At 72.7% G+C, this 18,804-nt stretch carries 13 protein-coding genes; 2 read left to right on the top strand and 11 right to left on the bottom strand.

Features of this window, described 5'->3' with window-relative positions:
* Positions 1–12: 12 nt before the first annotated feature.
* The 8 genes from KME66_RS19560 to KME66_RS19530 all read right to left on the bottom strand — a co-directional run bounded on the left by KME66_RS19560 (position 13) and on the right by KME66_RS19530 (position 14,534).
* Positions 13–5,790 (bottom strand): non-ribosomal peptide synthetase/MFS transporter, encoded by a 5,778-nt coding sequence (locus KME66_RS19560; RefSeq protein ID WP_301184514.1) that lies wholly within the window; start codon positions 5,788–5,790, stop codon positions 13–15.
* A 323-nt stretch (positions 5,791–6,113) separates the two neighbouring features.
* Positions 6,114–6,533: a phosphopantetheine-binding protein gene (locus tag KME66_RS34015; RefSeq protein WP_253208408.1), complete on the bottom strand. Its 420-nt coding sequence runs from the start codon at positions 6,531–6,533 to the stop codon at positions 6,114–6,116.
* Complete coding sequence (locus KME66_RS19555) at positions 6,509–9,571, bottom strand: amino acid adenylation domain-containing protein (protein ID WP_253208407.1); 3,063 nt, start codon at positions 9,569–9,571, stop codon at positions 6,509–6,511. Before KME66_RS19555 ends, KME66_RS34015 begins: the two co-directional genes overlap by 25 nt.
* A gap of 391 nt (positions 9,572–9,962) precedes the next feature.
* On the bottom strand, positions 9,963–11,372 hold the full coding sequence (locus KME66_RS19550; protein WP_216324163.1) for a dicarboxylate/amino acid:cation symporter: 1,410 nt from the start codon (positions 11,370–11,372) through the stop codon (positions 9,963–9,965).
* 406 nt (positions 11,373–11,778) lie between these two features.
* Positions 11,779–12,072, bottom strand: a complete 294-nt coding sequence (locus KME66_RS19545; protein ID WP_073227977.1) for a DUF4229 domain-containing protein — start codon at positions 12,070–12,072, stop codon at positions 11,779–11,781.
* A gap of 75 nt (positions 12,073–12,147) precedes the next feature.
* Positions 12,148–12,687, bottom strand: a complete 540-nt coding sequence (locus KME66_RS19540; RefSeq protein WP_216324161.1) for a GNAT family N-acetyltransferase — start codon at positions 12,685–12,687, stop codon at positions 12,148–12,150.
* Between the two features lie 134 nt (positions 12,688–12,821).
* Entirely contained in the window at positions 12,822–13,985 is a 1,164-nt protein-coding gene (gene mqnE / locus KME66_RS19535) for an aminofutalosine synthase MqnE (RefSeq protein ID WP_216329470.1), read from the bottom strand.
* A 93-nt stretch (positions 13,986–14,078) separates the two neighbouring features.
* Positions 14,079–14,534 (bottom strand): Lrp/AsnC family transcriptional regulator, encoded by a 456-nt coding sequence (locus KME66_RS19530; protein WP_216324158.1) that lies wholly within the window; start codon positions 14,532–14,534, stop codon positions 14,079–14,081.
* A gap of 121 nt (positions 14,535–14,655) precedes the next feature.
* Here KME66_RS19530 and KME66_RS19525 point away from each other — a divergent pair, with 121 nt between their 5' ends.
* On the top strand, positions 14,656–14,802 hold the full coding sequence (locus KME66_RS19525; RefSeq protein ID WP_164873450.1) for a hypothetical protein: 147 nt from the start codon (positions 14,656–14,658) through the stop codon (positions 14,800–14,802).
* Positions 14,803–14,812: 10 nt separating this feature from the next.
* Here the strand turns inward: KME66_RS19525 and KME66_RS19520 are convergent, their stop codons facing one another.
* Positions 14,813–15,496: a UbiX family flavin prenyltransferase gene (locus KME66_RS19520; RefSeq protein ID WP_073227964.1), complete on the bottom strand. Its 684-nt coding sequence runs from the start codon at positions 15,494–15,496 to the stop codon at positions 14,813–14,815.
* Positions 15,497–15,617: 121 nt separating this feature from the next.
* Here KME66_RS19520 and KME66_RS19515 point away from each other — a divergent pair, with 121 nt between their 5' ends.
* Positions 15,618–16,250 (top strand): rhomboid family intramembrane serine protease, encoded by a 633-nt coding sequence (locus tag KME66_RS19515; RefSeq protein ID WP_216324155.1) that lies wholly within the window; start codon positions 15,618–15,620, stop codon positions 16,248–16,250.
* 64 nt (positions 16,251–16,314) lie between these two features.
* Here the strand turns inward: KME66_RS19515 and mqnP are convergent, their stop codons facing one another.
* Positions 16,315–17,235 carry a menaquinone biosynthesis prenyltransferase MqnP gene (gene mqnP, locus KME66_RS19510; RefSeq protein WP_073227956.1) on the bottom strand — a complete coding sequence of 307 codons (921 nt, stop codon included), beginning with the start codon at positions 17,233–17,235 and terminating at the stop codon, positions 16,315–16,317.
* Positions 17,232–18,689, bottom strand: coding sequence for a menaquinone biosynthesis decarboxylase (locus tag KME66_RS19505; protein WP_073227952.1), 1,458 nt, complete (start codon positions 18,687–18,689; stop codon positions 17,232–17,234). Before KME66_RS19505 ends, mqnP begins: the two co-directional genes overlap by 4 nt.
* Positions 18,690–18,804: the final 115 nt, after the last annotated feature.

The raw sequence follows: 18,804 nt of genomic DNA, 5'->3' as shown, positions 1-18,804 counted from the left end.
GCGTGGCGGCGTTCACCGGGCGGCCTCCAGCGTGGCCGGTGCGTCCTTCGCCGCCTCGGTCCCGTCCCGGTGCGCCGCCCGTGTCCGGCGGTCGCGTTCCTGGATGCCGACCAGGTCGTCCGGCAGCGCGTCCGGCACGTCGAGGTCGAAGCGGGCCAGCACCGGGAGCCGGAGGCCGATGACCACCAGCGCCAGCATGGCCGCGCCGAACAGGAGGTACATGAAGCCGATTCCGCGCCCCGGCCCCGTACCGATCAGGGCCCCCACCGTCGAGGCCAGCGAGCCGCCGTCCTCGAACATCGGGCCGAAGACCGCCGAGCCCACCGGCGCGATGACACCGTGTCCGATCGGCAGGGTGGACCAGGCGACCAGCGTGTTCAGCGCGAACACCCGGCCGTGGAAGCGCTGGGGCACCTTGATCTGCACGATCGTCGTGTAGACGCCGTTGACCATGGACAGGGCGCAGGACATCCCGAACGCGCCGATGCCGATGATCCACAGGTCCGCCCGCACCCCGACCAGCGCACAGGCGAGCGCGAGCAGCCCGGCCAGGCCCAGCATGCCGCGCATGCGGTGGTCCTTCGGGCCGCCCCAGAAGCCCATCGCGATACCCCCGAGGATGGCTCCCGCTCCCCCGGCCACCGAGATCCGCGCCACCGCCGCGAGCGAGTCGAACGACAGCACCAGCGGGGTGATCAGCAGGAACAGCGGGGACAGGAAGATGTTCAGGGCCGCGAACCACAGGAGCATCGCCCGGAAGCCGCGGTTGCGCCAGGAGTGGGCGAATCCGTGCTTGATCTCCGCGACCAGCGATTCCTTCCGCTTCCAGGGCAGGGTCTTCGGGAACTTCACGAACGACAGCACGCCGACGGCGATGGTGTAGCTGACGACGTCGAGGATGAGGATGCCCTTCAGACCGATCCCCGCCATCAGGGCCACCGCCGCCAGCGGGACGATGAACTGGGCGAACCCGAAAGCCATCTGGGTGACCCCGTTGGCGTGGCCGAGGTACTGCTTGGGCACCAGCTGCGGCACGGCGGAGGCGTAGGCGAGCCGCTGGAAGGTGAGCGCCACCGACAGCACGCCGAGCAGGACGTAGATGTGCCAGGAGGCGAGGTTGCCGCTCAGCAGGAGCGTGAGCAGCGCCGCCTGGGTGGATCCGGCGACGATGTCGCTGGTGAGCATCACCCTGCGGCGGTCGAGCCGGTCGACGACCGCTCCGGCCAGCGGTCCGACGAGGATGCCGGGCAGCATGCCGATGACCGCGTAGAGGGCGTACTTGCCCATCGAGCCGGTCTCCATGTAGATCCACACCGGCAGGGCGAACTCGGTCAGCGCGGACCCGGTGATGGACAGCAACTGGCCGAAGGCGACGGCCAGGAAGCGGCCCATGCCGGGGGCCGGGCCTGCGGCGGAGGACCCGTCCGGCGCGGGGGCGCCGCCGCGCGGTCCGTCACCGGGCCCGCCGGGCGCTCGTGCGCTCGGCCGGTCGGCGGCCCCGTTCCGCTCCCGGTCCTCCGCGCCGTCCCGCACGCCGTCGCGCGGACCGGTCCGTACGCCGGTGGCCCCGGCCTGCTCCGCGCCCTCCACGCCGTCGCGCGGACCGCCCGGCCCGCCGGGAGCCCCGGCCCGCTCCCCGCCCTCCGCGCCGTCCCGCACGCCGTCGCGCGGACCGGTCCGTACGCCGTCGCGCGAAACGGTCCGTCCGCCGTCCCGTCCGCTCGCCTCGTGGAACCACCAGGACGGTCCGTCCGCCTCCCGGGGCAGCCCGCGCTCCGCGTCCGGGCCGGCCAGGAGCGCCGGATGCGTGCGGGTGATGATCTCGACGAGTTCCCGCGCCCGGTACTTCAGGAAGAAGTGGCCGGCTTCGTCCAGGACCACCAGCGCCGAGCGTTCCGCGAGCATCTGCCACTCGCGGTACCGCTCCTCGTGGAAGTCGGTCGCCGGGTCCCGGTTGCCGATCACCGAGATCACCGGGGCCTTCAGCAGCGCGCCGCCCGCCCCCACCTCGGCCAGCGCCTCGGTGAAGTAGACCTCGGCAGCCCGGGAGTCGGCCCGCATGTTGCCGATCATGAACTTCATCTGCTTCTCGTCGAGATCGCCGACCTCGGCGCCCATGGAGCGCAGCCAGGTGAAGTAGACGCGGTCGCTCAGCAGGGGGTCCAGGGCGGAGATCCGGCTCAGCAGCCCCAGGACCCGGCCGCGCGGGCGGGCGAAGGGGAACTGGGCCCCGATGTAGACGGCCTCCACCTCCCGGTCCGCCGCTTCGAGGAGGCGGGAGACGGCGACGGTGAGCGCGCTGCCGACAGCGCAGTGCCCGTACAGCGCCACGGGGCCCTCGACCCGTTCGCGAATCTCGGCGGCGATCTTCTCGGCCAGCTCGTCGAAGGGCAGGTGCTCCTCCGTGACGCCCATGTCGTGGCCGGGTATCGCGACGGACCACAGGTCGTATCCGGCGGGCAGTTCGTCGGCGACCGGCTGGTAGACGACCGCGCTGCCGCCGCCGTACGGGACGCAGACGAAGGAGAGCGTCCGTTCCCCGGGCGGGGCGGGCCGGGTCAGCCGGTGGAGCAGGTGGCGGGGGCCGCGCTCGGACTCGTCCAGGTCGGCGAGGGCGGCGAGTTCGCGGACCGTACGGGAGGTGAAGAGGTCCATGACGCTGACCGGCCGCGCCCCCGCGTCGGGCAGCCGTTTGCGGGCGCGGGCGATGACCTGGGTGGCGAGCAGTGAATGCCCGCCCAGGTCGAAGAAGTCGTCGTCGACGCCGACTTCGGGCAGGTTGAGGATGTCCGCCCAGATCGCGGCCAGCACCTGCTGGGTGGCGGTCTCCGGGGCGGCGAGCGCCGCGCCGGTACGACGGGCGGCCTGCGGTGCGGGCAGGGCGCGGCGGTCGAGCTTGCCGTTGGGGGTGCGCGGGAGTGCGTCCAGGGCGACGAAGGCGGCCGGGACCATGTAGTCGGGCAGCGTGCGGCGCAGGGCGGTGCGCAGGGTGGCGGGGTCGGGCCCGGCGTCCCCGCTCCGGTCCGGCACCACGTACGCCACCAGGCGTTTGTCGCCCGGATGGTCCTCGCGGACGATCACCGCCGCGGCGGCGACCCCGTCCTCGGCGCGCAGGGCCGCCTCGATCTCGCCGGGTTCGATGCGCAGGCCCCGGATCTTCACCTGCTGGTCGATCCGGCCCAGGTGCTCCAGCTGCCCGTCCTCCCGCCACCGGGCCAGGTCCCCGGTGCGGTAGAGGCGCGTGCCGGGCGGGCCGTAGGGGTCGGGGACGTAACGGGCGGCGGTCAGGCCGGGGCGGCGGTGGTAGCCCACGGACACCTGGAGGCCGCCGATGTGGAGCTCACCGGGTGTGCCGACGGGTACGGGGCGCAGTTCGGCGTCGAGGACGTACAGGCGGGTGTTGTCGACCGGTGCGCCGATCGGCACCGACGCGAGGTCGCCCGCGCACTCCCAGCTGGTGACGTCGACGGCCGCCTCGGTCGGCCCGTACAGGTTGGCGAGGGCGCAGTGCGGCAGCCGGGCGGTGAACGCGCGGGCGGTGTGCGGGGCCAGTTCCTCGCCGCTGCACACGACGCGGCGCAGGGTGGTGCAGCGCTCCACGTCGTCCTCGGCGAGGAACACGTCCAGCATCGCGGGCACGAAGTGGGCGACGGTCACGCCATGCCGGCGGATGGTGTCCCGCAGGTGGGCGGCGTCCTTGTGGCCCCCGGGCTGCGCGAGGACCAGCCGGGCCCCGGTGATCAGCGGCAGGAACAGCTCCCAGACGGAGACGTCGAAGCCGGTCGGGGTCTTCTGGAGTACGGTGTCGGCCGCCCCGACCCCGTATCGGCGGGCCATCCACAGCAGGCGGTTCACGATCGCCCGGTGGGTGTTGGGCACCCCCTTGGGCCGCCCGGTGGAACCCGAGGTGTAGATCATGTACGCGAGGTCGTCGGGCCCGGGGCCCGCCGGGTCCGCGCCGTCCTCGTCGCCGTCCCACTCGGCCGGGTCGTCCAGGACCAGGACGCGGGCCGCGCAGCCGTCCGGCACCGGCAGCCGGCGCTGGGTGAGCAGCACCTCGGCCGCGCTGTCCGCGAGCATGAACGCGAGCCGTTCGGAGGGGTATTCGGGGTCCAGCGGGGTGTAGGCCGCTCCGGTGCGCAGGACACCGAGGAGGCCGGGGAGCAGGTCCGGCGACCGCTCGGCCATGACCGCGACGAGGCTTCCCGGGCCGACGCCCTCCCGGGCCAGCCGCCGGGCGACGCGCGCGGCGGCCCGGTCCAGTTCGGCGTACGTCAGGGTCTCGTCGCCGAAGCCGACGGCGACGGCGTCGGGGGTGCGGACGGTCTGTGCGGCGACGAGGCCCGGCAGGGTCGCGCCGTCCGGCAGGCCGGCGGCGGTGTCGTTCCATGCGTCGAGCAGCCGGTGCCGCTCGTCGGGGTCCAGCGTGTCGTGAGCGGAGACCGGCAGATCGGGCCGGTCGGCCACGGCGTGCAGCAGCCGGTCCAGGGCGTCGGCGACGCGGGCGACAGCGGACTCGTCGAAGAGGTCGGTGTTGTAGTTGAACGCGCCCCGCAGCCCGCCCGGCCCCTCCATCAGGAACAGTTCGAGGTCGAACCGGGTCCCGGCGGCGTGCAGCCCGAACGGCTCGACCTCCAGGGGGATTTCGGCGTCCGGTACGGCCGAGGCGTAGTTCTGGACGGCGAGGACCGCCTGGAACACCGGGGAGCGTGACACGTCGCGTTCGACGTTCAGCTCGGAGACCAACTGGGCGAAGGGCAGCTCCTGGTGGGCGTACGCCTCCAGGCAGGTCTCCCGGGTCCGGGCGAGGAGTGCGGTGAACGCCGGATCGCCGTCCAGGCGCGCCCGCAGCGCCAGGACGTTCACGAACATGCCGACGAGACCTTCGAGTTCGGGCTCCGGCCGGCCCGCGACGGGTGATCCGACGGCGAAGTCCCGTTGTCCGGAGAACCGGGACAGCACCAGCTGGAACGCGGCGAGCAGCACCATGTGCACGGTCGCGCCGTGTTCCCGGCCCAGGGCGGTGAGCCGGTCGAGGAGGTCCCGGTCGACGTCGAAGCCGTAGCCGGCCCCGTCGAAGGTCTGGTGTTCGGGACGCGGGCGGGCGGTGGGCAGCTCCAGCGGCCGGACCCCGGACAGCTCCCGCCCCCAGTAGGCGACCTCGTCCGCCAGCCGGCCGCCGGTCAGCCGCTCGCGCTGCCACAGCGCGAAGTCCCCGTACTGAACCGGGAGCGGGGGGAGCGGATCGGGCTCGTCGCGGACGTGGGCGGCGTAGCCGCGCAGCACCTCGGACACCAGGACCTCGCTGGACCAGCCGTCACTGACGCTGTGGTGGACCACCAGGAGCAGGACGTGGTCGTCGTCGGCGATGCGGACCAGCAGACCGGTGATCAGGGGGCCGGTGACCAGGTCGAAGGGGAGGGCCGCCCGTTCGTCGACCAGCCGGGCCGCGTGCTCCTCGTCGTCCGCCTCGGCGGTGGACAGGGCGAACGGGGCCGGGTCGGCGATGTCCAGGGCCGGGCGCCCGTCGTCGGTGGCCGGGTAGCGCGAGCGCAGCGTCTCGTGGCGGGCGGTCACCGCGTCGAGGGCGCGTTGCAGGGCGGGGCGGTCGAGCGGGCCGCGCAGCCGGCGGGCGACCGGGATGTTGTACGCGGCGGTGCCGGGCGCGAACTGCTCCATGAACCACAGGCGTTCCTGGGCGAACGACAGCGGAGGCACGGTGCCCCCGGGCCGCCGGGGCACGGTCTGCGCGGCCGGGCGGGTGCGTCCGCGGAGCCGCTGGGCCAGCAGGGCGCGCTTGGCGTCGGAGAGCGCCCCGGCGCCGCGCCCGCCCGGTCCCCCTGCGGGGGGCGGGGTTCTGCCGTCGGGGCCCGAGGGGCTGCCGCCAGGGCCCGAAACTCTGCTGTCAGGGCCCGGAGCGGGCTCCCGGGTGCTGTCCGCGGGGCTGCCGCCAGGGCCCGGAGCACTGCCGCCAGGGCCCGAGGGGCTGCCGCCAGGGCCCGAAACTCTGCCGCCGGAGCCCGGAGCACTGCCATCCGGGCCCGGAGGAGCGCTGCCGTCAGGGCCCGCGGTGGGCTCCCGGGTGCTGTCCGCCGGGCGGGTCTCGGTGCTGCTCATGCGGTGGTGGTTCCGTTTCTCTCCGGGCCGGACTCGGCCGCGAGAAGCCGCTCCGCGTCCTCGTCGGTCAGCGCTTCGATCTCAGCGAGCAGCAGGTCCTCGACCGCCGCGGCGAACGCCTCGACGGTGCGGTGGGCGAACAGCGTCCGCAGCGGCACCGCGACCCCGGCGGCGGCCCGGATCCGGGCGACGACGCGGGTGGCGAGGAGCGAGTGTCCGCCCAGGTCGAAGAAGTCGTCCAGCGCGCCCGCCCGGTCCAGCCCCAGCACCTCCGTCCACACCTCACCGACCAGCGCCTCCGCATCGGTGCGCGGGGCGACGTAGCCGGGTCCGAGGTCGGGCCGCCGCTCGGGCGCGGGCAGGGCCGGGCGGTCCACCTTGCCGTTCGGGGTCAGCGGCAGGGCGTCCAGCACCACCAGCGAGTTCGGGACCAGATGGGCCGGGAGCCGGGCGGCCAGCGCGGCCCGCAGAGCCCCGGTGGACAGGCCGCCCGGGGCGTGCCCGGCCTCCGGCGTCCCCCGCCGCGCCGCTCGGGCGGTCCGCCCCCGCCGCGCCGCTCGGGCGGTCCGCCCCCGCCGCGCTCCGGGACCACGTACCCGACCAGCGCCTCGTCCCGTACGGTCACCACCGCCCGGCCCACCCCGTCCAGGGCCAGCAGAGCGGTCTCCACCTCGCCGGGCTCCACGCGGAAGCCGCGCACCTTGACCTGGTCGTCGATCCGGCCCAGGAACTCCAGCCGGCCGTCCGCCCGCCAGCGGACCAGGTCGCCGGTGCGGTATCGGCGGGAGCCGGGCGAGCCGTAGGGGTCGGGCACGAAGGCCCGCGCCGTGGCCCCCGCCCTGCCGCCGTAGCCGTACGTCACCCCGGCCCCGCCGACCAGGAGCTCACCGGCCGCCCCCTGCGGCATCAGCCGGCCCAGCGGGTCGCAGACGGTGAGCGTGGTGCCGCCGATCGGGCTGCCGATGGGCGGGCGGTGCAGCGCGTCGGCGTGCCCCAGTTCGGCGGTCGCGGCGATGACGGTGGTCTCGGTGGGGCCGTAGGAGTTGACCACCCGCACGGTGTCCCCGAAGCGGGCCCGCCACGCGGCGACCGCCCCGGGCTGCACCTGGTCCGCGCCGAGGATCAGGAGCCGCAGGCCCGGGGGCCAGGCGACGGTGTCGAGGTCGTCGGCCAGCTCGTGCCAGTACGGGGTGGGCAGGTCCAGGACGGTGGGGCCCGTGCCCTGTCCGGCGGTGAGGTGGAGGTGGTCGGGCAGGGTGCTGCCGGCGTCGGCGACGACGAGGCGGGCCCCGGCGGCGAGGGCGGGGAAGACCTCCTCGGCGTGGGTGTCGAAGCTCAGCGACGCGAACTGCAGCACCTCGTCGTCCGCCGTGATCCCGTAGTGCTCGCGCATCCAGCCGACCCGGGCCGCCAGTGCGCGGTGCGGGACGACGACGCCCTTGGGCCTGCCGGTGGAGCCGGAGGTGTGGATGACGTACGCGGGGTGGTCCGGGCCCGCCGCCCAGCGCGGATCGGGGACACCGGCCGGACCGGGCGCCTCGGGTGCGAGCACGAGGGGGGCGCTCCCGGGGCCGCCCTCCCCGTCGCCCATGGCCTCGCAGCCGGTCACGGGGACACCCTCCCCCGCACCCGTGAACCCGCAGCCGGTCACGGGCACACCCTCCCCGGCGCCGGTCACCTTCTCCCCCGCGTCCGGGTCGGCCACGACCACCCGCACGCCGCTGTCCGCGACCATGAGGTCGAGGCGGGCCCGGGGGTAGGCCGGGTCCAGGGGCAGGTAGGCCGCGCCCGCCCGCCAGGCGGCCAGCATCGCGGTGATGGCCCGCGCACCGCGCGGCAGGCGGATGCCGACGGTGTCGCCGTCCCGCACCCCCGCGTCCCGCAGCCGCACCGCGAGCGCGCCGGCCGCCTCCCACAGCTCCCGGTGGGTCAGCGCCCCGGACGCGTCGCGCACCGCGGTCCGGTCGTCGCCGTACGTCCGCGCCACCCGGTCCAGCACGGCGGGCAGCGCTTCGGCCCCGGCCTCCGGAACGGCGCAGCCGGTCCCCAGGGCCAGCAGCTCTTCCTCCTCCTCGCCGGTGAGCAGCGGCAGTCCGGACACCGGGGTGTCCGGGTCCGCCAGCGCTCCGCGCAGCAGCGTCTCGAAGTGCCGGGCGAACCGGGCCGCCCACGGGGCGTCGAACAGGTCGGTGCGGTAGCCGAACACGGCGATCAGGTCGTCGCCCTCGCGGCGCAGGTCGAGCATCACCTCGAACTTGCTGGCCGCGTGGCCGCCGTCCGCCTCGGTGCACTCCAGTCCGGCGAACTCCGCCGCGTGGCGGTCCGGTTCGTCCTGGGTGTGGACGGTCAGCAGGGTCTGGAAGAGCGGGCTGCCGCCGAGCCGCCGCTCGACGCCCAGTGCGTCGATGAGCCGCTCGAAGGGGACCCGGTCATGGGTGAATCCGGTCAGCACGGAGCGGCGTACCCGGCGCAGCAGCTCCGCGAAGGACGGGGCTCCCGCGAGTTCGGCGCGCAGGACGAGGGTGGTGGAGAAGTAGCCGATCACCTCCTCCAGTTCCGGCTCGCCCCGGCCGGCCGCGGGGACCCCGACGCAGAAGTCGTCCTGGCGCGTCCAGCGGTGCAGCAGCACCTGGTAGGCGGCGAGCAGCACCATGAACGGGGTGCACCGCTTCTGACGGGCCAGGGCGTCCACCGCGGGGCCCGCGCCCGTGAGCCGCCGGGTGTGGAAGGCCCCGCCGGCGCCTTCGCCCGCCTCCGTGACGGTCGGGCGCAGGTCCAGCACGGGCGCGCCGGCCAGCCGCTCCCGCCAGTGGGCCACTGCCGCGTCCGCCTCGGGCCCGGCCGCGAACTCCCTCTCCCTGCGGGCGTACTCGGTGTACGCAAGCGGCTCGGGCAGCTCGGCCGTGCGGCCGTCCAGGTGGGCGGCGTACCGGGTGGCCAGCTCGCTGCGCAGCAGGTTCAGCGACCAGCCGTCGGCGACGATGTGGTGGAGGACGAGGCACAGCAGGTGCTCGTCGTCCGCGGTCCGCAGGAGGGTCACCCGCAGCAGCGGACCGCGGGCGAGGTCGAAGGCGGCGTTGGTCCGCTCGGCGAGCAGCCGGGGCGCGTCCCCGGGGCGGCGGCGCAGATCGGCACGCTCGACCGGGACGGGAGCGGGCGGCTCCACACGGGCGACCGGGCGACCGTCCCGGCCGGGGAAGCGGGTGCGCAGGGCCTCGTGCCGGGCGGCCGTCGCGTCGAACGCCGCGCGCAGGGCCGGTTCGTCGAGCGGGCCGGTCAGGCGGAGCACGAGCGGGATGTTGTACGAGGCGTCGTCGGGGTCCAACTGCCCCAGGAACCAGAGGCGTTCCTGAGCCGGGCTCAGGGGGAGGCCGGGCCCTTCCCCGCCTCCCGCCCCCGTCGGATCGAGGGCGTCGCCCGTGCCCGCCGTGGCCCCACCTGCCGTACCGATCATGTGCGGTGCTCCCCTGTGTACCGACCGTCGGCGACGCACCGCCGAGGACGGCGGGCAGCACCGGACGCGTGTGCCGACGGGTCGTCAGAAAGCAGCGCAGGGGGCGGCAGTGGCGCGTTCCGGCCTCCCCGCGATCTCGGCCCCGGGCAACGGTCACGCTAGGAGGAGCGGGCAGGTCAAGTCAATGGTCTGGACCACGCAGAGGTGGCCGGTACCGGTCGCACGCCGAGGGACATATGGGCAGGAAAGGGGCCTCGACTCCCGTTCCGCTGGCTGAAACCACCGTTCTCACGGCCCGAGGGGCAGCCGGGGACGGCCGGGAGACAATGCAGCGCCCCCGGGCCACGTCACGGGGACGTGGCCCGGGGGCGCTGCCGGCTCGGCCGGGGCGCTACGCGGTCGCGGGCACCGCGGCCCTCGGCTCCGTGTCGCGGACCTCGTCGCGGTCGGCGCCGTCCCGGCCGGCGTCGTCGCCGAAGGAGTCCACCGGGGAGGACGAGGCGGAGTTGTACGCGTCGTGGTCGAGGATCTTCTCGCGGGCCGCGACGATCACCGGGACCAGCGCCTGGCCGGCCACGTTGGTGGCGGTGCGCATCATGTCCAGGATCGGGTCGATCGCCATGAGGAGGCCGACGCCCTCCAGCGGGAGGCCCAGCGTGGACAGGGTCAGCGTCAGCATGACCGTCGCGCCGGTGAGACCGGCGGTGGCCGCCGAGCCGATCACCGAGACGAAGGCGATCAGGAGGTAGTCGCCGATGCCCAGCTGCACGTCGAAGATCTGCGCGATGAAGATCGCCGCCAGCGCCGGGTAGATCGCGGCGCAGCCGTCCATCTTGGTGGTCGCGCCGAACGGCACGGCGAAGGAGGCGTACTCCTTCGGAACGCCGAGGCGCTCGGTGACCCGCTGGGTGACCGGCATGGTGCCGACCGAGGAGCGGGAGACGAAGGCGAGCTGGATCGCGGGCCAGGCGCCCTTGAAGAACTGCAGCGGGCTGATCTTGGCGACGGTGGCGAGGAGCAGCGGGTAGACGCCGAACATCACCAGGGCGCAGCCGATGTAGACGTCGGCGGTGAACGTCGCGTACTTGCCGATGAGGTCCCAGCCGTAGTCGGCGATGGCGTAGCCGATGAGACCGACGGTGCCGATCGGGGCGAGGCGGATGACCCACCACAGGGCCTTCTGGAGCAGCTCCAGGACCGCCTGGCTGAGCGTGAGGATCGGCTTGGCCTTCTCGCCGAGCTTGAGGGCGGCGATACCGGCGACGGCGGCCATGAAGACGATCTGGAGCACGTTCAGCTCGGTGAACGGCGTGATCACATCACCCGGGACGATGCCGGTCAGGAAGTCGATCCAGCTGCCCTTCGTCTCGGAGAGGGCGCCGTCCTTCGGTGTGAGGCCGGTGCCGGAGCCCGGGTTGGTGATCAGGCCGATGGTGAGGCCGATCGCGACCGCGATCAGCGAGGTGACCATGAACCAGAGCAGGGTGCGGGTGGCCAGCCGGGCGGCGTTGTTGACCTGGCGGAGGTTGGTGATCGACACCAGGATCGCGAAGAACACCAGCGGGGCGACGGCCAGCTTCAGCAGCTGGACGAAGAGCGAGCCGATCTCGTCGAGGGTGGTGACGAGCCAGCCGAGGTCCTGGCTGCGGGCCAGCCAGCCGAGCAGCACACCGAGGACCAGACCGGTGACGATCTGGGCCCAGAACGGGACCTTGGGGATACGGGGACGGGACCCGGCCCCGGAGCCGGAGCCGGTGGGCTGCTCGGCCTCGGGGGCGGTGGACGCGGGATTCGCGGACACGGACACACTCCAGTGAGGACGCATCGGGACGCACGGACGTCATCCGTGCGGTCGTGCGGTGGAACGGGGACGGGGTCGCGGCGCCCGCGTCGAGGGGCGGCGCCGCCGCATGATGCCGAATCAGACCTCGCGGCAACAGACCGCGGACATACAGCGGCAGAGATCGACATGCCGGCGCGCCACGAGCGGGATGCTCGCGGCATGGCGGAGGCGCACAGCTGTCTTCACGTCGAACACGTTAACACTTGAACTTTGAGAAGCTCAAAGTCTTTCTTTTGGCCCCGGGGCCCGCGGTCCCGCCCGCACGGGTGCCCGGACAACGCCGCGGTCCCGGTACCGGAGCGGTTTGCTCCGGTACCGGGACCGGCGGAGAGGGAGGGGGCGCGCGGGGCGCGTGTGAGGAACCTTACTGAACGGCGTCCTCGCGGGTGCGGTTGGCGTCCAGGCGCGCCTTGGTGCGGTCGACGCCGGCGACGATCTGCTCGGACATCTCGTCGCGCTGCTTGCGCAGCAGCACATAGCTGAGCGGCGCGGAGAGGACGAGGCCGAGGAGGATCACCCAGATCGCGTTGGAGCCGCCGAGGCCCGACGGGATCAGCCCGAAGTGGACGGCGACACCGGCGACGAGGAAACAGCCGACGAAGATCAGCAGGCGCAACGCCGTGTAACGGATCAACGCGCTCGGCTTGGCAGCGGACACGGCTGGCCCTCTCTTCCCGTGGACGGTCGGCACACTTCTGCCCGTCCAGTGAAGCATGGCCCGAATTCTCTCGGTTCAGGGGGTTGCCGGGCTTCCGAGCGGCAGCAGCATGATGATGTCGTCGCGGTCGTCGCCGGGAGCGACGCGGATCGCGTCCGGGACCCGGCCGACCTCCTTGTAGCCGCAGGCGGTGTAGAAGCGGTCGGCCCCGACACCTCCCCGGCAGGTGAGCCGGATCGCCTCGATGCCCTCGATGGAGCGCGCGGCGTCGGCGGCGGCGGCCATGAGGTCGCGGCCGTGCCCCTGGCCCTGGAGGCGGGGGTGGACCATGACCGTGTAGAGCCACAGCCAGTGCTTCATCAGCCGGTGGGTGTTGAGGGTGAGGAACGCGGTGGCGACGACCGCGCCGTCCTCGTCCCGGCCGACCAGCAGCCTGACCGTCCCCTTCTCCATGGCTGCGAGGTGCTTGAGCAGCTCGGGCCGGATCTCCCCGGGGGTGACGGGCGGGACGAAGCCGACGGCCCCGCCCGCGTTGGTCACCTCGGCCCACAGGGCGGTGATGCCGTCGCGGAGGGCGGGAGTGAACGAGGGGTCCAGCTCGAAAGTAAGGGCCATAAAGCAACCCTAACCATTACGCCGGACGCGGCTCAACCCCGTCCGGAGCACGACAAAGCCCCGGCCGGGAACGGCGGCCGGGGCTTTTCGCACCCAGGGGTGCGGTCCCGTGACGAAGGGTCCGGGCGTACGGGTCAGACGCGCATCGGCTGCGGCGACTCGCGCAGCCCGGCGTCCGGGCCCGGGTACTCGCGCAGGATCTCGTACCGGGTGTTGCGCTCGACCGGCCGGAAACCGGCGTCGCGGATCAGGTCCAGCAGATCGTCACGGCCGAGCTTGTTCGGCGTACCGAAGTCGTCCGCGTCGTGCGTGATCTTGTACTCGACGACCGAGCCGTCCATGTCGTCCGCGCCGTGCTGGAGCGCGAGCTGGGCGGTCTGCACGCCGTGCATCACCCAGAACACCTTGACGTGCGGCACGTTGTCGAAGAGGAGACGGGAGACCGCGAAGGTCTTCAGGGCCTCCGCACCGGTCGCCATCGTCGTGCGCGCCTGGAGCTTGTTGCGGACCTTGCCGTCCTTCATGTCCACGAAGTCGTGCTGGTAGCGCAGCGGGATGAAGACCTGGAAGCCGCCGGTCTCGTCCTGCATCTCCCGCAGCCGCAGCACGTGGTCGACGCGGTGCCGGTGCTCCTCGATGTGCCCGTACAGCATCGTCGCGGGGGTCTTGAGCCCCTTCTCGTGCGCGAGGCGGTGGATGCGCGACCAGTCCTCCCAGTGGGTGCGGTGGTCGACGATGTGCTGGCGGACCTCCCAGTCGAAGATCTCCGCGCCGCCGCCGGTCAGCGATTCGAGACCGGCCTCGATCAGCTCGTCGAGGATCTCGGAGGCCGAGAGCCCGGAGATCGTCTCGAAGTGGTGGATCTCCGTCGCCGTGAACGCCTTCAGCGCCACGTCCGGCAGGGCTTCCTTGAGCGCGCTGAGCGAGCGCGGGTAGTAGCGCCACGGGAGGGTCGGGTGCAGGCCGTTGACGATGTGGAGCTCGGTGAGGTTCTCGTTCTCCATCGCCTTGGCGAGGCGGACGGCCTCCTCGATGCGCATCGTGTACGCGTCCTTCTCGCCCGGCTTGCGCTGGAACGAGCAGTACGCGCACGAGGCGGTGCACACGTTCGTCATGTTGAGGTGCCGGTTGACGTTGAAGTGCACCACGTCGCCGTTCTTGCGCGTGCGCACCTCGTGGGCCAGACCGCCCAGCCACGCCAGGTCGTCGGACGCGTAGAGGGCGATCCCGTCCTCGCGGGTCAGCCGCTCGCCGGCCCGGACCTTCTCCTCCAGCTCGCGCTTGAGTCCCGCGTCCACCCGTCCGCCTCCCATGGTTCCGTGTATCAGGCTCCGACCACGGTACTCCCCCGCCTTCCGGGCGGGCGGAGCCCCCTGCGCGGCGCTCCGCCGCTACGCCTCTTCCGGGAGTTCCCCGACCCGGTCCTCCCACTTGGTGGAGAGCACGATCGTCGTCCGCGTCCGCGAGACGCCCTTCGTGCCGCTGAGCCGGCGGATCGTCTTCTCCAGGCCGTCCACATCACCCACCCGGACCTTGAGCATGTACGAGTCGTCGCCCGCGATGAACCAGCAGTCCTCGATCTCCGCGAGGTCCTTCAGCCGGTGCGCCACGTCCTCGTGGTCGGTCGCGTCCGAGAGCGAGATCCCGATCAGCGCGGTGACGCCGAGCCCCAGCGAAGCGGAGTCGACGGTGGCCCGGTAGCCGGTGATGACACCGGCGGATTCCAGCCGGTTGATGCGGTCGGTGACGCTGGGCCCGGAGAGCCCCACGAGCCGTCCCAGCTCGGCGTACGAGGCCCTGCCGTTCTCTCTCAGGGCCTGGATGAGCTGCCTGTCCACCGCGTCCATATGACTGAAACCTTCCATTGTTCAGCAGTACCGCGAGTTTACGTGTAGAATCTAAGGCATGCAGGGTCGACACCCTGCAAATCTTCTAGAACATCCAAGAAACGCTTTCGAATCTTCAGGAGTGAACTTCACCGTGTACACGATCGAGATGGCCTACGCCCGGATGCGCGAGCTGCAGGACCTGGCCAACCGCTCGCGTGCCCACCAGCCCGCCGCCGCGCACCGCGTCGACAAGACCCGCTCCCCGCGCTCGCACAAGAAGCGCTGACCCGGACCTCTCAGCCCTCCGGGCTGCGGGAGCCGCCACCGAGCTCTCCCTCCCAGCGGCGGTACAGGCGATGCGGCACGTCCGCCGCGTCCAGCACCCGCCCCGCGACGAAATCCACCAGGTCCTGGATGTGCGTCGCGCCCGCGTAGAACGCCGGAGAGGCGGGCAGCACGATCGCGCCCGCCTCGTCCAGGGCCACCATCTGCTTCAGCGTCTGGCCGCTCAGCGGAGTCTCACGCACCGCGACGACGAGCGGGCGGCGCTCCTTGAGCGTCACGCTCGCGGCCCGCTGGAGCAGATCCTTCGACAGACCGAGCGCCACTCCGGCCACACAGGCCGTCGAGGCCGGCACGATCAGCATCCCCTTCGCCGGGTACGACCCGGAGGACGGTCCGGCGGCCAGGTCACCGGCCGGCCAGTGGCGTACGCGCTCCAGCTCCGCGTCCCCCACCGCGAAGGCGTCCGGCTTCCCGTCGGCGCCACGATCCAGCCAGGCCCGCAGGTCCTCGCGCCAGTGCCCGTCCCGGAACGCGATGCCGGTCTCGTCCAGCAGCGTGAGGCGCGAGGCCCGGCTGACCACCAGGTCCACGCTCTCGCCGGCCGCCAGGAGCCCGCGCAGGACGGCGGCCGCGAACGGGGTACCCGAAGCACCCGACACCCCGACAATCCAAGGCCGCCGCCGCTGCTGAGTCACTGAAGTCCTGGATTCCACATCCGCGAGCCTATCCGGCGGCCCTCCGCGCGCGGCACCCGGAACCGGGCGGGCGCCGCAGACGTTCTCCGGATGACGGGCAACCCGGGGGCAGGGGCAGACCATGGGCGATTTCTGGACCACCGACCGCACCGCGGACCGCGGCACCACCGGCAGCGCGCGTGCCCTGACCGCCGGGCTCCTGATGGCGGGCTGGGTGGCCCTGCTGTGGGCCCTCGAAGGGATCGACGTGGCCACGGGCCACGCGCTGGACACGTACGGCATCAGCCCGCGCGAGCTGTCCGAGCTGCGCGACGTGGTGCCCGCCGCGTTCCTGCACAGCGGCTGGGAGCATGTGGCCTCCAACAGCGTCCCGCTGCTGGTCCTCGGCTTCATAGCCGCCCTCGCGGGGCTCCGCCGGTTCGCCGCCGTCGTGTGCACGATCATCGTGGCCAGCGGCCTCGGCGTCTGGCTGACCGCCCCGCAGAACACGATCACTCTCGGCGCGTCCGGCGTGGTCTTCGGGCTGCTGGGCTATCTGCTGGTCCGCGGCTTCGTGGACCGCCGCCCCTGGGACATCCTCATAGGCATCGGCGTCGCCGTGGTCTACGGCTCGCTGCTGTGGGGCGTCCTGCCGACGCAGTCGGGCGTCAGCTGGCAGGGGCATCTGTTCGGGCTGATCGGCGGGGTGGCGGCGGCGTTCCTCTTCCGCCGCCCGCCCACGCGCCGGGGCCCGGACAACCTGGTCACGGTCTGAGCCGACCCGCCGGTCCTCGGGGCGTCAGGGGGCCAGGGCGTCAGGAGGCCAGGGCGTCAGGGGGTCAGGGGGTCAGGCCCCGCACCAGCAGGTCCAGCAGCGCGCAGGCGAACAGCGCGATGCCGATGAAGCCGTTCACCGAGAAGAACGCCCGGTTCAGCCGGGACAGGTCGTGCGGCCGCACGACCCGGTGCTCGTAGACGAACGCCACGGCGACGATCACCATGCCGATCCAGTAGAAGAGCTCGGCGTCCGTGGCCAGGCCGAACCACACCAGCAGCCCGGTCGTGACCGCGTGGCAGACCCGCGCGCCCCACAGCGCGGCCGGGATCCCGAAGCGGGCCGGGAAGGAGAGCACCCCGTGCGCCCGGTCGGCGGACACGTCCTGGCAGGCGAAGATCAGGTCGAAGCCGCCGATCCAGATCCCCACCGCGAGCCCGAGGATCACCGCGTCCCACGACCAGCTGCCGGTCACCGCGAGCCAGGCGCCGACCGGTCCGATGGCCTGCGCGAGCCCCAGGATGGCGTGCGGGAAGTTCGTGAACCGCTTGCCGTACGGGTAGACCACCATCGGGACGACGGCCACCGGCGCGAGCACCAGGCAGAGCGGGTTGAGCAGAGCGGCGGCGCCCAGGAAGACCGCCAGCGCGACGATCGCGCCGGTCCACGCGGACCTCACCGACACCGCGCCGGTCACCAGCTCGCGGCCCGCGGTGCGCGGGTTCCGGGCGTCGATCTCCCGGTCGATGATCCGGTTGGCGGCCATCGCGAACGTCCGCAGCCCCACCATCGCCAGCGTGACCAGCAGCAGGACACCCCAGTGGATCGTTCCGTCCAGCTGGAACATCGCGGTCAGCGCGGCGATGTAGGCGAAGGGCAGCGCGAAGACCGAGTGCTCGATCATCACGAGCCGCAGGAAGGCCTTCACCTTGCCGCTGGAGGGCGCGGGGCCCTGGACGGACGCCGCCTCTGCCGCACTGCTCACAGCCCGTATTCCTTCCAGCGGCGGTCGACCTTCGCCGCCGTCTCGGGGTCGGAGACGACCATCTCCGGCCAGCCGCCGTCCCGCGTGTAGCCCTCGGTGGGCAGCTTCTTCGTCGCGTCGATGCCCGCCTTGCCGCCCCAGAACTGCTGGTAGGAGGCGTGGTCGAGGTGGTCGACCGGTCCTTCGGCGACCGTGAGGTCGCGGGCGTAGTCGGTGTTGCCGAGCGCCCGCCAGGCCACCTCGTGCAGATCGTGGACGTCGCAGTCGGCGTCGACGACCACGATCAGCTTGGTCAGCGACATCATGTGCGCACCCCAGATCGCGCTCATCACCTTCTGGGCGTGCTTCGGGTACTTCTTGTCGATCGAGACGATCGCGCAGTTGTGGAAGCCGCCCGCCTCGGGGAGGTGGTAGTCCACGATGTCCGGCACGATGATCTTCAGCAGCGGCAGGAAGAACCGCTCCGTGGCCCGGCCCAGCGGCCCGTCCTCGGTCGGCGGCCGGCCCACCACGATGGACTGGAGCAGCGGCCGCTTGCGCATGGTGACGCAGTCGATGGTCAGCGCGGGGAACGGTTCCTGCGGGGTGTAGAAGCCGGTGTGGTCCCCGAAGGGGCCCTCCGGCAGCATCTCGCCCGGCTCCAGCCAGCCCTCGATGACGACCTCCGCCTGCGCGGGGACCTGGAGCGGCACGGTCTTGCAGTCGACCATCTCGATCCGCTTGCCCTGGACGAACCCGGCGAAGAGGTACTCGTCGATGTCCCCGGGCAGCGGCGCGGTGGAGGCGTACGTGACGGCCGGCGGGCAGCCGAAGGCGATGGCGACGGGCAGCCGCTCACCGCGCCTCGCCGCGACCTGGTAGTGGTTGGCGCTGTCCTTGTGGATCTGCCAGTGCATCCCGATGGTGCGCTTGTCGTGGCGCTGGAGCCGGTAGAGGCCCAGGTTCCGGACGCCGGTCTCGGGGTGCTTGGTGTGGGTGAGGCCGAGGTTGAAGAACGAGCCGCCGTCCTCGGGCCAGGTGAACAGCGCGGGCAGCTGGTCCAGGTCGACGTCGTCGCCGGTCAGGACGGTCTCCTGGACGGGCGCGTCGCCGGACTTCACCTTCTTCGGCGGCACGTGCACCATCGAGCCGAGCTTCCCGAAGGCCTCACGTACGCCGACGAAGCCCTGCGGCAGCTCCGGCTTGAGGAGACCGCCGATCTTGTCGCTGATGTCGCTGTACGACGTCAGCCCGAGGGCCTTGAGCAGGCGCCGGTCGGTGCCGAAGACGTTCATGGCCAGGGGCATCGAGGACCCCTTGACGTTCTCGAACAGCAGGGCCGGGCCGCCCGCCTTGTTGACCCGGTCGACGATCTCGCCGACCTCCAGGTGGGGGTCGACCTCGACCTTGACGCGCTTGAGATCACCATCGCGCTCGAAAGCCCGGAGCAGGGAGCGAAGATCGTCGTAAGCCATGCGGTCCAGTTTGTCATCCCCGCCCCCGCGGGCCCGCCGGGGCTCCCCCGTACCGCGCCCCGGATCCGCGCCGACGAGCCGGTACCCTGGCGGCGATACGGGGCAATCGTCCCGC

The organism is Streptomyces sp. YPW6 (assembly GCF_018866325.1).
GTDB lineage: Bacteria > Actinomycetota > Actinomycetes > Streptomycetales > Streptomycetaceae > Streptomyces.
This window is presented reverse-complemented; position numbering and strand designations above follow the sequence as displayed.